This is a genomic window from Bordetella pseudohinzii (genome assembly GCF_000657795.2).
GTDB lineage: Bacteria > Pseudomonadota > Gammaproteobacteria > Burkholderiales > Burkholderiaceae_B > Bordetella > Bordetella pseudohinzii.
In genome coordinates this window covers 33414-48379 of sequence record NZ_JHEP02000014.1, presented here as the reverse complement: position 1 = coordinate 48379, position 14966 = coordinate 33414, and the positions used below count along the sequence as shown (strand labels likewise).

Annotated in this window: 13 protein-coding genes; 4 read left to right on the top strand and 9 right to left on the bottom strand. The window is 68.8% G+C overall.

The genetic code is table 11. From position 1 onward, the window contains the following. Positions 1-229: 229 nt before the first annotated feature. The 8 genes from L540_RS16850 to L540_RS16815 all read right to left on the bottom strand — a co-directional run bounded on the left by L540_RS16850 (position 230) and on the right by L540_RS16815 (position 10144). Positions 230-658 (bottom strand): universal stress protein, encoded by a 429-nt coding sequence (locus L540_RS16850; protein ID WP_043208101.1) that lies wholly within the window; start codon positions 656-658, stop codon positions 230-232. Between the two features lie 118 nt (positions 659-776). Next, positions 777-1517 carry an acetoacetyl-CoA reductase gene (phbB, locus tag L540_RS16845; RefSeq protein WP_043208103.1) on the bottom strand — a complete coding sequence of 247 codons (741 nt, stop codon included), beginning with the start codon at positions 1515-1517 and terminating at the stop codon, positions 777-779. Then, positions 1507-1977, bottom strand: a complete 471-nt coding sequence (locus L540_RS16840) for a hypothetical protein (protein WP_043208104.1) — start codon at positions 1975-1977, stop codon at positions 1507-1509. Before L540_RS16840 ends, phbB begins: the two co-directional genes overlap by 11 nt. 41 nt (positions 1978-2018) lie before the next feature. Next, on the bottom strand, positions 2019-3146 hold the full coding sequence (locus L540_RS16835) for an ABC transporter permease (protein ID WP_043208107.1): 1128 nt from the start codon (positions 3144-3146) through the stop codon (positions 2019-2021). A 3-nt stretch (positions 3147-3149) separates the two neighbouring features. Beyond that, a complete protein-coding gene (gene rbbA, locus L540_RS16830) occupies positions 3150-5882 on the bottom strand; it encodes a ribosome-associated ATPase/putative transporter RbbA (RefSeq protein WP_043208109.1) in 2733 nt (910 codons plus the stop codon). Beyond that, entirely contained in the window at positions 5882-6943 is a 1062-nt protein-coding gene (locus L540_RS16825) for an HlyD family secretion protein (RefSeq protein ID WP_043208111.1), read from the bottom strand. The genes rbbA and L540_RS16825 overlap by 1 nt, the downstream gene beginning before the upstream one ends. Before the next feature lie 14 nt (positions 6944-6957). Further along, the gene (locus tag L540_RS16820) at positions 6958-8400 is read right to left on the bottom strand and encodes an efflux transporter outer membrane subunit (RefSeq protein ID WP_043208114.1); all 1443 of its coding nucleotides are present in this window, start codon (positions 8398-8400) and stop codon (positions 6958-6960) included. 4 nt (positions 8401-8404) lie between these two features. Beyond that, on the bottom strand, positions 8405-10144 hold the full coding sequence (locus L540_RS16815; protein WP_048026559.1) for a PHA/PHB synthase family protein: 1740 nt from the start codon (positions 10142-10144) through the stop codon (positions 8405-8407). Positions 10145-10344: 200 nt separating this feature from the next. On the opposite strand from L540_RS16815, the gene L540_RS16810 reads away from it, so the two are divergent. Both L540_RS16810 and L540_RS16805 read left to right on the top strand, forming a co-directional pair. Next, positions 10345-10974 (top strand): TetR/AcrR family transcriptional regulator, encoded by a 630-nt coding sequence (locus L540_RS16810; protein ID WP_043208117.1) that lies wholly within the window; start codon positions 10345-10347, stop codon positions 10972-10974. Between the two features lie 55 nt (positions 10975-11029). Then, positions 11030-13219, top strand: coding sequence for a copper-transporting P-type ATPase (locus tag L540_RS16805; protein WP_197085665.1), 2190 nt, complete (start codon positions 11030-11032; stop codon positions 13217-13219). Between the two features lie 6 nt (positions 13220-13225). Here L540_RS16805 and ligD read toward each other — a convergent pair whose 3' ends face one another. Continuing rightward, on the bottom strand, positions 13226-14116 hold the full coding sequence (ligD, locus tag L540_RS16800) for a non-homologous end-joining DNA ligase (protein ID WP_048026557.1): 891 nt from the start codon (positions 14114-14116) through the stop codon (positions 13226-13228). A gap of 305 nt (positions 14117-14421) precedes the next feature. On the opposite strand from ligD, the gene L540_RS16795 reads away from it, so the two are divergent. Both L540_RS16795 and L540_RS21910 read left to right on the top strand, forming a co-directional pair. After that, the gene (locus tag L540_RS16795) at positions 14422-14733 is read left to right on the top strand and encodes a hypothetical protein (RefSeq protein WP_043208119.1); all 312 of its coding nucleotides are present in this window, start codon (positions 14422-14424) and stop codon (positions 14731-14733) included. Positions 14734-14791: 58 nt separating this feature from the next. Next, positions 14792-14935: a hypothetical protein gene (locus tag L540_RS21910; RefSeq protein WP_165590429.1), complete on the top strand. Its 144-nt coding sequence runs from the start codon at positions 14792-14794 to the stop codon at positions 14933-14935. Positions 14936-14966: the final 31 nt, after the last annotated feature.

Here is a 14966-nt window from a genome sequence, read left to right as displayed (position 1 = left end):
GGGTCTCGCCGGTTGAGTGAGGCAGGATTGTGAGACAGGACGCCCCGCGGGGCGGGCGCGGACATTATTGCAAATTCCGCACAAACGATACAAGCATGCCGTGGTAACTCGTTAATAACTCGTAAATATTTCACATCACCGGGAGCGGTCGCAAGCCGGCGACAGGCTGGACCGGGGGCCAGAAAGCACAAAGCGGGCCGAAGCCCGCTGGGTCTGCTGCCGGGTGACCTTACTTGACCAGGGTCACGGGCACCGGCGAGAGGTGGATGACCTTCTGGGCCACCGAGCCCAGCACCAGGCCGCCCACGGCGCCCAGGCCGCGCGTGCCCATGACGATGCGGTCGCAGTGTTTTTCCTTGGCGTAGTTGGCGATGGTTTCGCCGAACTGGCCATTGCGCATCTCGGCATGGAAGGCGATGCCCGACGCCTTGGCGGCGGCCACGGCCGCGGCCAGCGCCTCGTCGCTTTCGGCCTTGTAATAGGCGTCGATGGTTTCCTTGCTCAGGAACATCTTGGCGTGGCCAGAGACGATGGGCACCTGCACGTTGAGCAGATGGATTTCCGCGCCGCCGCTGCTTTCCTTAGCCAGGCCGATGGCGTCATTGAGCGCGCGCAGCGCGCATTCGGAACCGTCAATGGGGACAAGAATCTTCAGCATGGCAACCTCTGTGTGAGTGTTATGTGAATGGAACCCGCAATTCCATCTTAGGGTAGCGGGATTCGCGCGGCTTTGACAGCGCGCAAATCCCCTGAAGGCAACAGCGGCCTGCCCGGGATCAGTACTGGCCGCCGTTCATCGCGACGTTGCTGCCGGTCATGAAGCCGGCGAGATCGCTGCATATGAAGGCGATGAGCGCGGCGATCTCTTCGGGCCTGCCCAGCCGGCCCACCGGGATCTGGGGCAGCACCTTGTCGCGCAGCACATCGGGCGGCACGGCCGCCACCATGGGCGAGTCCAGGTAGCCGGGCGAGACGGTATTGACGGTGACGCCCTTGCGCGCGACTTCCAGCGCCAGCGACTTGGTAAAGCCGTGGATGCCGGCCTTGGCCGCCGCGTAGTTGGTCTGGCCGAACGCGCCCTTGAAACCATTGACCGAGGAGATGTTGACGATGCGGCCCCAGCCGCGCGTGGTCATGCCGTCCACGAAGGGCTGGGTCATGTTGAACATGGAGTCCAGGTTGGTGCGCAGGACATCGCTCCAGTCTTCGGGGCGCATCTTGCGCAGGCTGGCGTCGCGCGTGACGCCGGCATTGTTGACCAGGATGTCCACTGTGTGGCCGTCGGCGGCCAGGGCCTCGGCCAGCCGGCGGCAGGAACCGTGGTCGGCCACGTCCACGGCATAGGCCAGGAACTCGCGTCCGCCGGCCTGCTGCGCCTGCAGCCAGCCGTCGACGGCGGCGCCTTGCTGGTGGCAGGTGATGATGACCTTGTGCCCGGCATCGTGCAGGGCATGGGCCACGGCCTGGCCCAATGCGCCCATGCCGCCGGTCACCAGCGCCGTGCGTTCAGCGTCCATGCTTGTCTCCCGCGGCTTGCAGCGATTGGGTGGCGGCGCTCATCTGTTCGGCCATGCTGGCCCAGAGCTTGCCGGCCGGCATGCCGGCCAGGCCGTTGCAGGTGCAGGCGGCGTCCTGCAGCCAGGCGTTGGCGGCTTCGGACAGGCCGGCGGCCAGGGCGGTCTGCTCGGACAGCAGGGTGTGCACCACCGCTTCGGCGGCGCTCAGGCGCTGTTGCCATTGCTGGCGTGCGACGTCGCCCAGGGCGGGCGCGAGGTCCTGCCAGTCGCGCGTCTGCGCCAGGGGCGCGAGCGTGGCCTGGTAGCGGCTGGCGTTTTCGCCCCAGACCTGGCGACCCAGTTCGGCCCAGCGAGCCTGGCTTTCCTGGGCCAGCGCGGCCAGCCGCTGGCAATAAGCGAGATTGGCCCCCAGCAGGGAGGCCGCCGGCGGGCTGCTTGGGGAGGTGGTGGCTTTTTTCATGATCCGTCCTTGCAATAAGAGGTGAAAAGGAGGGCCCTCGTTCAGGCCAGCTGGCTGAGGGTCTTGCGAAAACGCCCGAGCGAAAAGGCAAACAGCAGGCTGCCTATGATCAACAGCGCCAGGAAAGGCGCCCATACGACATTCAGGCCCGCGCCGCGGTAGAGAATGGCCTGGCCCAGCTCCACGAAGTGCGTGGTGGGGGCGGCCAGCATGAGGTTCTGTACGAACTCCGGCATGCTTTCGCGCGGCGTGCTGCCGCCCGAGAGCATCTGCAGGGGCAGCAGCACCAGCACCAGCAGCATGCCGAACTGCGGCATGCTGCGCGCCAGCGTGGCCATGAAGATCCCCATGGAGGTGGTGGCGAACAGGTGCAGCGCGGCCCCGGTCAGGAACAGGGCGACGGACCCCTCGATGGGGATCTGCAGCGCGCCGCGCACAATGAAGCTGAGCGACAGCCCGGCCGCGACCAGCACCACCAGCCCCATGGACCAGACCTTGGCCAGCATGATTTCGGTCGGCGTGACCGGCATCACCAGGAGGTGCTCTATGGTGCCGTGCTCGCGTTCGCGGATCAGTGCCGCCCCGGTCAGGATGATGGACAGCATGGTGACGTTGTTGATGATTTCCATCATCGCACCAAACCACGATTGTGTCAGGTTGGGGTTGAAACGCATGCGTATGGCCAGGTCCACCGGCAGGGCCTCGATCTTGCGGTAGCGCTTGACGAAGGCATTGACCTCGTCGCTGATCATCTGCTGGATGTAGCCGCTGCCCGTGAAAGCCTGGCTCATGCGCGTGGCGTCGATATTCAGCTGGATCTCGGCGGGGCGGCCGGCCAGCACGTCGCGCTGGAAGTTGGGCGGGATATTGATCCAGAATGTGTAGAGGCCGCGGTCCATGCCGGCGTCGGCCTCGGCTGGCGTGACGCTGGCCGGCGGCGTGAAATGCGGCGGATAGAAGGCCGAGACGATGCGCTGCGACAACGGCGAGACGTCTTCGTCGACCACGGCGATGGGCGCGTTGTGCAGGCTTTCCGGCACGGCCGTGGCCGCGGTGTAGATCATGACGGTGAAGGACACCACGATCAGGATCAGCATCATGGGGTCGCGCGCCAGGCTCCACAATTCCTTGACGCCCAGGCGGTAGATGTTGGCGAGATGTCGGCCCATGGTTCAGCTCTCCTGCTTCTTCAGCAGCCAGACCGAGGCGCCCAGGATGATGGGCACGGCGAGGAGCAGCGGCCAGAAGGAGCTGTACAGATCGTTCAGGTGCAGGGCCTTGCTGAAGACGCCGCGCGTGATGGTCAGCATATGGGTGGCCGGATAGATCTGGCCGATCAGGCGTCCGCCGCCCTCCAGCGAGGACACGGGGTTGATCAGGCCGGCGAACTGCACCGCCGGGACCATGGTGCCCATCATGGTGAAGAACAGGGCGGCGATCTGGCTGCGCGTGAAGGTCGAGGCCAACAGGCCGATGGCGGTGGCGATCACGCTATAGATCAGCGCGCCCAGCAGCAAAGTGATGAAGCTGCCGGTGATGGGCACGTCGAACACGGTGACGGCCAGCAGCACCATGAGCAGGAAGTTGAGCATGGCCAGGGCGACGTAGGGCGCCTGCTTGCCCAGCAGGAACTCCAGCCGCGTGACCGGCGTCACGTAGAGGTTGATGATGGAGCCCAGCTCTTTTTCGCGCACCACGGCCAGGGCGGTCAGCATGGCCGGCATCATCAGCAGCAGCAAGGGGATGACGGCGGGCACCATGGCCGGCAGGCTGCGCACATCGGGGTTGTAGCGAAAGCGCGATTCGATGCTGACCGGCAGGTGGGCCGAGGAGCCATAGTGCTGCCGCGCCTGGTCCAGCAGCCAGCCCTGGTGCATGCCCTGGACATAGCCGCGCACCGTCTCGGCGCGCTGCGGCATGGCGCCGTCGATCCAGACGCCGATCTGCGCATCCTTGCCGCGCTGCACATCGCGCGCGAAGCCCGGGGGGATCTCGATGGCCAGGGAAAGCTCGCCATTGCGCATGCGGCGGTCCATTTCGGCATAGTCGGTGATGGGCGGGCGCTCGATGAAGTAGCGCGAGCCCGACAGATTGAGCGCATAGTTGTGGCTCAGGCTGCTCTGGTCGCGGTCCAGGACCGCGTAGTGCAGGTCTTCGACATCCATGCTGATGCCCAGGCCCATGACGCACATCAGGATGAGCGAGCCGACCAGGGCCAGGGTGGCGCGCACGGGGTCGCGCTGCAGCTCCAGCGACTCACGCCACATATAACTGGCCGCGCGGCTGAAGTGAAAACCCTTCAGGCGGCGTGTCTTGGGCGGCTCCTGCGCGGTGAGCTCGGCGGCGGCCTGCTCGTCGTCCTGCGGCTTGGTGCCGGCGCCGGCCTCCACCAGATAGTCGATGAAGGCTTCTTCGAGGGTGGCCGAGCCGCGTTCGCGGGTGATGGCCTCGGGCGTGTCGCTGACCAGCACCCGGCCGGCGTGCATGAGCGAGATGCGGTCGCAGCGCTGGGCCTCGTTCATGAAGTGGGTGGAGATGAAGATGGTGACCTGGTCCTGGCGCGACAGCGCGATCAGCAGGCGCCAGAAGTTGTCGCGCGCCACGGGGTCCACGCCCGAGGTCGGCTCGTCGAGAATCAGCAGCTCGGGCTTGTGCACCATGGCCACGGCCAGCGAGAGGCGCTGGCGCACGCCCAGCGGCAGGTTGTCGGGCAGCGTATCCAGGGCATTGGCCAGGTCGAAGCGCTCGACCATCTCCTGGACGCGGTCGGGGATGTCGGCCTCGGGGACATGGAACAGGCGCGCGTGCAGCACCAGGTTCTGGCGCACGGTCAGTTCGCCATACAGCGAGAAGGCCTGCGACATATAGCCCACCCGGCGGCGCGTATCGAGGTCGCGCGGGTCCACCTCGTTGCCGAACAGCCAGGCCTGGCCTTCGCTGGCGGGCAGCAGGCCGGTCAGCATCTTCATGGTGGTGGACTTGCCGCAGCCGTTGGATCCGAGGAAGCCGAAAATCTCGCCGCGGCGGATGCGGAAGTTGACGTGGTCCACGGCCACGAAATCGCCAAAGCGCATGGTGAGATCACGCGCTTCGATGGCGATCTCGGCCTGCTCATCGACGTCCAGGGGATGGATTTCGACCGGCTGGTGGCCGCGTTTTTTCTCTTCCGGAAGCAGCGCGATAAAGGCTTCCTCCAGCGAGTCGCTGTGGGTGGCGCTCAGCAGTTCGGCCGGCGTGCCCGTGGCCAGGATGCGGCCGGCGTCCATGGCGATCAGCCAGTCAAAGCCCTGCGCCTCGTCCATATAGGCCGTGGCGACAATGACGCTCATGGCCTGGCGGTCCTTGCGGATATGGTTGATGAGATCCCAGAACTGGGCGCGGGCCAAGGGATCGACGCCGGTGGTGGGTTCATCCAGGATGAGCAAGTCCGGGTCGTGGATAAGCGCGCAGCACAGGCCCAGTTTCTGCTTCATGCCGCCGGACAGCTTGCCGGCCGGCCGGTCCAGGAAGGGGGCCAGGCCGGTGGCGCGCGTGAGATCGTCGATGCGGCGGCGGCGCTCGCCCGCGTCGTGGCCGAAGAGGCGGCCGAAGAACTGCAGGTTTTCCTCGACCGAGAGCGTGGGGTAGAGATTCTTGCCCAGGCCCTGGGGCATGTAGGCGATGCGCGGGCAGACCTGGTCGCGATGGCGCGCATCGGCCATATCGCCGCCCAGCACGGTGACCTTGCCCTGCTGCACGGCGCGCGAGCCGGCCACCAGGGCCAGCATGCTGGACTTGCCCACGCCGTCCGGGCCGATGAGGCCGACCATGCGGCCGGCCGGGATGTCCTGGCTCAGGTCATCCAGCGCGACGGTCTTGCCGTAGCGCAGGGTGACATGCTCCAGCCGGGCGACAGGCGCGTCCATCAGGGCACCTTGACTTCAAGATTGGCGGGCCACTTGGCATCGGGGTCCAGCTTGATCCAGGCCACGCCGGGCAGGCCGGTCTTGACCTGGGTCAGGTGTTTCTGCAGCAGTTCCGGGCTGATCTGGGCCTTGACGCGGAACATGAGCTTCTGGCGCTCGCTGGCCGTCTCCACGGTCTTGGGCGTGAATTGGGCGGTGCTGGCCACGAAGCTGACCGAGGCGGGGATGACGTATTGGGGCGCGGCATCCAGCACGATATGCACTTCGGTGCCCAGCGCCACGCGGCCGGCCGCCTGCTCGGGCAGGAAGAAGGTCATGTAGACATCGGAGAGGTCCACCAGGTTGAGGACTTTGCCGCCGGCGCCCAGCACTTCGCCGGGCTGGGCGACGCGGTATTGCACGCGGCCGTCGCGCGGGGCGCGCAGCTCGCTGTCGACGATGTCGGCCTGGATGCGGGCGATGGTGGCATCGGCGGCGGCGATGGCCGAGCGCGCGCCGACTTCTTCGGCCTGGGCGGCCTGGATGGCGGCGTCGGCGGCGGCCACCTGGGCGCGGGCCGCGGCGACGGCGGCCTCGGCGCTCTTCATGCGCGCGCGGTCATCGTCCAGCTCCTGGATGGAGGAGGCGCCTTCCTTGGACAGCGTCTGCGAACGCGCCAGGCGGCGGCGCGCGGCGTCCAGTTCGCTCTCGCGTTGCACCACCACGGCCTGGGCGGCGACCTTGTCGCTTTGGCGCAAGGCGATCTGCGCGCGCGCGCTGGCCGCGGCGTTGATGGCCTGCTGGTGCTGGGCGCGCGCCTCTTCGCGCTGGGCGTTCAGGGTGTCGATCTGCATGCGGGCCAGGGGCTCGCCGGCCTTGACGAAGGCGCCCTCATTGACCAGCACGTCCTCGACGCGGCCGGCCAGCTTGGTCGCCACGTCGATCTCGGTGGCTTCGATGCGGCCATTGCCGCTGACAAAGCCCTCGCCGGGACCGCGGTCGTTCAGGGTGCGCCAACCGTAGTAGCCGAGCAAGGCCACGACGGCGACGATGGCCAAGGGCAGGTATTTGCGGGCGTTCATCTTGGGGGACCTCGTTACGGATGTTCGGTGGTGGCGGGCTCGGCGGCCTCGACGGGCTGGGCATGGGTGCCGCCGCCCAGGGCCGCGTACAGCGCCACCTGGCTGGACAGCAGCGCGCGCCGGGTGCGTACCCATTGCTGCTGGGCTTCCAGCAGGTCGCGCTGGGCGTCGAGCACTTCGAGAAAGGGCGAGGCGCCGTGGTCATAGCGCAGGCGGGCCAGGCGCTCGCGTTCGGCCTGGGCGTCGACCGTGGCGTGCAGGACCTTGACCTGCTCGGCCAGCCAATAGCGGGCCGACAAGGCGTCGGCGACTTCGCGGAAGGCGGTCTGGATGCTCTTTTCGTATTGCGCCACGGCCTGCTGCTGGCGCGCCTGGGCCAGTTCGAGATTGGCCTGGCGGCGGCCGGCGTCGAAGATGGGCAGGTTGAGGCTGGGCGCGAAATTCCAGGCCAGGCTGCCGCCCTCGAACAGGCCGCCGAGCTGGCTGCTGGCGGTGCCGAAGGCGCCGGTGAGCGTGATCTGCGGCAGGAAGGCCGCGCGCGCGGCGCCGATATTGGCATTGTTGGCCTTGAGCTGATGTTCGGCGGCCACGATGTCGGGGCGGTTGGTCAGCAGATCCGAGGGCAGCCCGGCCGGCAGCTCGCGCATGAGCGCATCGTCATCCAGGGCCGTGCGCGCCTCGGGCAGGCTGATGGGCTGGCCGACGAGTTCCTGCAGGGCCTGGGCCTGGGCGGCCCGCGTGCGTTCCAGTTCGGCGCCCAGCGCCTTGGCCTGCTGCCACAGCGTTTCGACCTGGGTCAGGTCCAGCTTGGAGATCGCGCCGACCTCGTAGCGGCGGCGGAAAATGCGCAGCGATTCTTCGCGGCTGGCGATGGTGGCGCGCGTGAGGGCCAGGCGTTCGTCGAGCTCGCGCAGGGTGAGATAGCTGTCGGCCACCTGCGCGATGAGCGACAGGGTGGCGGCCTGGCGCGCCGCGTCGGTGGCCAGGTAGTTCTCCAGCGCGGCGTCCTTGAGATTGCGCACCCGGCCCCAGAAGTCCAGTTCCCAGGAGGCCAGGCCGACGCCGACCTGGTATTGCGAGGCGGTCAGCGGCTCGCCGGTGAAGCTGAGGTCGCCCGGGCTGCGCTGGCGCAGAAAGTCGGCCCCCACGCCCAGGGTGGGGAATTGATCGGCGCGCTGGATGCCATAGGCGGCGCGCGCCTCTTCGACGCGCAGCACGGCCATGCGCAGGTCGCGGTTGTTGATCAGGGCGCGCGCGATCAGGCCGCGCAGCTCGGGGTCGGTATAGAAAGACTGCCAATCCACGGCGGCCGCCGGCACGGTCTCGCTGACCGGGGCGCCGGGCTGCGGGAAGGTGGCGGCCACGGGCAGGGGCGGGCGCGTGTGTTCCGGCGCCAGCGACATGCAGCCCGAAAGCAGGCTGGCGCTGATCGCAAGACTGAGCAGGCGGCGGGTCATGTTTTCACTTCTCCAACACATAGGTGCCGGGCGCGTCGCCCAGGACCGGGAACTTGCGGCGCGGCGCGCCCATGCCGGGCGGCTTGGCGCGGGCCGGGCCGGACTGGCTGTCCAGCCATTGCACCCAGGCCGGCCACCAGGAGCCCTCCTGCTGGGGCACCTGGGCCAGCCAGTCGTCGGCGGTGAGGCTGGGCTGGTTGGCCGCCCGGCACAGGATGCGATAGGCGCGGCGCGGATGGCCGGGCTCGCTCACGATGCCGGCGTTGTGGCCGCCGCTGGTCAGCACGAAGGTCAGCGGCGCGGGGCTCAGGTAGTGCAGCTTGTAGACCGAGCGCCAGGGCGCGACGTGGTCGGTTTCGGTGCCGACCGAGAAAATGGGCAGGCGCAGGTCGCCGAGCATGACGGGCCGGCCGCCCACTTCGTAGCGGTTCTGCGCCAGGTCGTTGTCCAGGAAGAGGCGGCGCAGGTATTGGCCGTGCATGCGCGCGGGCATGCGCGTGGCGTCGGCGTTCCAGGCCATGAGGTCGGACATGGGGCGGCGCCGGCCGAGCAGATAATCATTGACCATGCGCGACCACAACAGGTCGTAGGGGCGCAGCATCTGGAAGGCGCCCGCCATCTGGCCGGCGCGCAGATAGCCGGTGCGCGCCATCTGCGCCTCCAGCATGCTGACCTGGCTTTCATCGATGAACAGGCCCAGCTCGCCGGGTTCGCTGAAATCGGTCTGGGCGGTGAACAGCGACAGGCTGGCCAGCCGCTCGTCGCCATCGCGCGCCATCGCCGCCGCGGCGATGGCCAGCAGCGTGCCGCCCAGGCAATAGCCGGTGGCGTGCACCCGCTGGCCCGGGACGATGGCGCCCACGGCCGCCAGCGCGGCCTGGATGCCTTCGTCCAGATACTCGTCCATGCCCAGGTCGCGGTAGGAGGCGTCGGGATTCTTCCAGGAAACACAGAACACGGTATAGCCCTGGCTGACCAGATAGCGCACGAGCGAATTGTGCGGGGAGAGGTCCAGGATGTAGTACTTCATGATCCAGGCCGGCACGATGAGCACCGGCTCGGGATGGACGGTTTCGGTGGCGGGCGCGTACTGGAGCAGTTCGATCAGGCGGTTGCGGAACACCACCTTGCCGGGCGTGACGGCGACTTCCTTGCCGGGCCGGAAGTGTTCGGCGCCGGCTGGCGGCTGGCGGCCGAGTTCGCGCAGGGCGTCCTCGACGGCATTGCGCGCGCCGCGCGCCAGGTTGGCGCCGCCTTCCTCCCAGGTCTGGCGCAGGACGACGGGATTGGTCCAGAGGGTGTTGCCGGGCGAGAGCATGTCCAGCCATTGGCGCGCGGCGAAGGCGGCCACCTGCGCATGGTGCGGCTCGACGCCCGGCACCTCGCGCGTGGCGGCTTCCCACCATTGCTGCGCGAGCAGGAACTGCTGCTGATAGATATTGAAGGGCCATTGCTGCCAGGCCGGATCGGCAAAGCGGCGATCCGGGGCCGGCGCGGGGGCCGCGCCGGCCGTGGGCGGCAGGGCGGTTTGTCCCAGGTATTGGGCCAGCTGGCCGGTCTGGCGCAGGGCCAGCTCGGCCAGCGCCATGCGTTTGCCGGGGGCGTTGGCGAGGTGGGCGGCCCAATCGGTCCAGGCCAGCAGCCCCGCCGCCGGCGAGAGCGAGCCGGTCCAGCGCGCAAGCGCCGCCTTGGCCGCCGTGTCCAGGGCGGAGATGCCTTGCCGGGAGGGCTTGCGCTTGCTCATGTGCCTGCCACCTTCAGCTGCACGGCGCCGGGTGGGCGCCGCTGGGTAAGGGGAAACGCCTTGCGGCGATGCGGACGGGTGGGCCCGCAGGACGATTGTCGGCCAAAGCCGCAGCGCAATCCTTGACGAAAATCAAGGTAACGACCGACCAGTCGGTATGTAATCGGCTTGCGATGAACAGGCCCTAGTGTCCGATACCCATGACGATTTCACAACAAGGCAATGATCCGAGGGGGCGCCGGCGCCTGCCGGCCGAGGTGCGCGTCAGCCAGATTCTGGACGCCGCCCTGGCCGAGTTTTCGGCCCGCGGCTACGCCGCCACCCGCATGGACGACATCGCCCGGCGGGCGCAGCTGTCCAAGGGCGGCCTGTATGGGCATTTCACGAGCAAGGAGGAGGTCCTGGCCGCCTTGCTGGACCAGTGGCTCAAGCCCGCGCCCATCGACCCGCAAGCCATGCTTGAAGGGGTCGGCAGCCTGCGCGAGCTGGCCGAGCGCTTTGTCGACAGCATCCATGGCGCCTTCGCGCAGCCGGCCTTGATGAGCACCTTCCGGCTGTTGATGGCCGAGGGCGCGCGCCTGCCCGAGCTGATCGACCGCTGGCGCAGCGATAGCCGGCGCCAGCAGCAGGCCCTGGCCGAGCTGATCGCGCTGGCGGCCGAGCGCGGGCTGTGCCGGCCCGAGGCGGCCCGGCATGTCTGGCTGCTGCTCTCGCCGGTGGTGCACGCCCTGGTGATAGGGATTATTTCGGACCAGGACGCGGCCGCCCGGGAAGGCTATTGGCGCGAGGGCCATGTCGAGATGGTATGCGCCTTGCTGGCGCCGGCTTGACCGGCCCCCCCGGACATCCGCTAAGGTGAGGCAAGGCCAAAGAGGGAGAGCGCGCATGGCGCAAGCCGGCAAGCAGGACCACGACCACGACAGCCATCACCATGGCCATGACCATGGCCCGGCCGGCGCGGCGCAGGCCATGGCGGCGGGCGTCTACACCTGCCCCATGCACCCGCAGATCCGGCGCCAGGGGCCGGGGCACTGCCCGATATGCGGCATGGCCCTGGAGCCTTTGATCGCCAGCAGCGGCCAGGAGGCCAACCCCGAACTGCGGGATTTCACCCGGCGATTCTGGATTGGCCTCATCCTGACCCTGCCGATTTTCCTGCTGGAGATGGGCGGCCACCTGTTCGGCTGGCATCCGCCGTTTGCCGCCCAGACGGGCAATCTGGCGCAGGCCATCCTGGCCACGCCCGTGGTGCTGTGGGCGGGCTGGCCCTTCCTGGTCCGCGCCTGGGACTCGCTGCTCCAGCGCAGCCCCAATATGTTCACCCTGATCGGCATGGGGACGGGGGTGGCCTGGCTCTACAGCATGGTGGCCACGTTCGCGCCGGGGATGTTCCCGCCGGTGTTCCGGCCCCAGGGCGCGGTGGCGGTCTATTTCGAGGCGGCGGCCGTCATCACCGTGCTGGTGCTGCTGGGGCAGCTGCTGGAGCTGCGGGCGCGCGAGCGCACCTCGGGCGCGATCCGCGCCTTGCTCGACCTGGCGCCCAAGACGGCGGTCCGGCGCCAGCCCGATGGCGATGAGCGCGAGGTGCCGCTGGACGAGGTGGTGGCGGGCGATGTGCTGCGTGTGCGTCCCGGAGAGAAAATCCCGGTCGACGGCGTGGTCATCGAAGGCCGCAGCACGGTCGACGAAGCCATGGTCAGCGGCGAGCCCGCGCCGGTGCCCAAGCGCGAAGGCCAGCCGCTGACGGCGGGCACCGTCAACCAGACGGGGGCGCTCTTGATGCGCGCCGAGCGCGTCGGCGCCGACACGCTGCTGTCGCAAATCGTGCGGCTCGTCGCCCAGGCCCAGCGCAGCCGCGCCCCGGTGCAGCGCCAGGCCGACATGGTGGCCAGCCGTTTCGTGCCGCTGGTCTTGCTGGCCGGCGCGCTGGCCTTCGCCGCCTGGTTTTTCCTGGGCCCGGCGCCGGCGTTCAGCCATGCCTTGATCGCCCTGGTGTCGGTGCTCATCATCGCCTGCCCCTGCGCGCTTGGCCTGGCCACGCCCATGTCCATCATGGTGGGGGTGGGGCGGGCCGCCAGCATGGGGGTGCTGGTGCGCGACGCCGCGGTGCTGGAGAAAATGGCCCAGGTCGATGTGGTGCTGGTCGACAAGACAGGCACCTTGACCGAGGGCCGGCCGCGCGTGCTGGAGCTTCATACCGCCGCCGGCGAAGAGGCCGGGCAGGTGCTGGCCGAGCTGGCCAGCGTCGAGCGGGCCAGCGAGCATCCCCTGGCCGCGGCGCTTGTGGCCGAGGCCCGCGAGCGCGGGACCGGGCTGTGGCCGGTGGAGGATTTCCATGCCTGGGCCGGCCTGGGGGTGGAGGGCGAGGTGCGCGGGCGCCGCATCCTCTGCGGCAGCCGGCGTTTTCTGAAGGCGCGCGGCGTGGTCCTGCCCGAGGGGCAGGACGAAGCGGGCCATGCGACGGTGCTGCATGGGGCGCGCGACGGCCGCTACACGGGCAATGTGACCATCGCCGACGCGGTCAAGGCTTCCACGCCGCCGGCCCTGGCCGCCTTGCGCGAGGCCGGCATCCAGGTGGTCATGGTGACGGGCGACGGGCGCGCCGCCGCGCAGGCGGTGGCCGCCGAACTCGGGATCGCCACCGTGCAGGCCGAGGTGCTGCCCAAGGACAAGGCGGCCATCGTGCGCCATTGGCAGAGGCAGAAGCATGTGGTCGCCATGGCCGGCGACGGCATCAACGATGCGCCCGCGCTGGCGCAGGCCGATGTGGGCATCGCCATGGGCGGCGGCACCGATGTGGCGATGGAAAGCGCCGGCATCACCTTGCTCAAGGGCGATCTGATGGGGATCGCGCGGGCGCGCATGGTGGCCCGCGCGACCATGCGCAATATCCGCCAGAATCTGTTCTTCGCCTTTGTGTACAACGCCGTCGGCATCCCCTTGGCCGCAGGCCTGCTCTATCCCTTCTTCGGCCTGCTGCTCTCGCCGGTATGGGCCGCGCTGGCCATGACGCTGTCATCGGTGAGCGTCATCGCCAATGCCTTGCGCCTGCGCCGCCAGCGGCTCGTGCCCTGAGGCGATTCAGGGTTCCGAGGGCGCCAGGCCCAGGCGGGCCAGCATGCGCGGGCCGACCTGGCGGCGGCTGGCGGCATAGTCGGCCCAGGGGTCGGGATGGGCCTCGGCCCATTGGCGCGCATTGCGCAGATTGAAGGCCGGCCCGCGCAAATCCTCGCCGGTGTCCAGCAAGTCCCAGGGCAGGGGCATGGATACCGGCCCCCCGACGCGCCCACGCACCGAAAAGGCCGCGATCGCGGTCGCGCCGTTGCCGTTGCGCAGATAGTCCACGAAGATGCGGCCGCGCCGCTTGGCCTTGGCCATGTTGGCGACGAAGCGCTCGGGCAGCACGGTCTCCAGCCGCATCGCCAGGCCATGAGCCAGGGCCTTGACGTCGTCCCAGCCGGCGGCGGGCTTGAGCGGCGCCACCAGGTGCAGCCCCTTGCCGCCGGTGGATTTCAGAAAGGGCACCAGGCCGACTTCCTGCATGAGCCCGCGCGCCAGCTGGGCGCCTTCGACGATGGCGCGCCAATCCACGCCCTCGCCGGGATCCAGGTCCAGTGTCAGGCGGTCCGGCGCCTCGGTCTTGGGCGCGCGCGAGCCCCAGGTATGCAGCTCGATCACGCCCCACTGCACCAGCGCGATCAGGCCCTCCAGGCTGTCTATGGTCAGGTCGCCGGCGGCATCGCGGCTCACGCCCTTGGGCAGATCGGTGGTGATGTGCTTCTGGAAAAAACCCGGCTTGTCGGCACCGTCCGGATAGCGCAGCAGGGCGACGCGGCGCTTCTGCAGATGCGGCAGGATGCGCGGGCCGATGGCCTCGTAGTAGCGCGCCAGGTCCAGCTTGCGGGTGTCGGGCGCGCGCAGCACGATGCGGTCCGGATGCGTGATGACGATCTTGCCGATACGGTCGGGCATGGCGGTCCTCCTGGGCCGGGCGGGCGGTTCGGGGGCGGGGTCGTCGACCTGGGTCTGCTCACAGCGTGCGTCGTTTCACCATACGCGGGACGCAAGAGGGCGTCCAGAAAGCCGGTCAATTTGAAACATTCCGTGTCGGAAAATCCCGGCGTTTCGGGGTAAAAGAGAGATTCAGGGTGACGTCAGCATCGGGGCCTTGGGGGTGACAGCAGTTGTCAATCCGGCCCGGCGCAGTCATGCTGGCGTGACGCCGAGCAGGTTCTGAATGGCCGGCGCCCATCGGGCGCCCACAAACAGGAGCAGTCATGAATACCCGTGCCGACAAGCCGGCGGCCGCAGGCCGCCATCCCGCCAACATCGAGTCCCGCGCGGCCGATCGACAGGCAGACGCGGTGGCGGCACCCGACAATCCGGCCCGGCATGTCAGCATCAACGCCAAGGTATTGCCGCCGACCAGCCTGGTGGACGTTCCCAACTTCCCGCCCAAGATCTCGCGCGACCCCAACGAAGCCCTGATCGAGCGGCTGCCCTCGGCCGATGAGCAGACCGAGTCCAACTGGGCCGATGGCGCGCAGCCCCAGCCGCGCGCCAAGAACGCGCGCTCGTCGCTGTTCTGAGCGCCGCCGCGCTGGCGGGCCAGGCCCGGCCAGCGCGATGGCCCCGGCAGGAGGCCTCATGAGACACCGTCTATTGCATACGCCGCCCCGGCCCGCGCCGCAGGACCCGGGGCCGGAGCCCGGGGACATCCCGGTCGATCCGGACAGCGACCAGCCCGACGAGGAGATCCCGCTGCCGCAGCGGGCGACGCTGCTGGTATGATGCCGCTGTATATCCATACAGCCATCCGCGT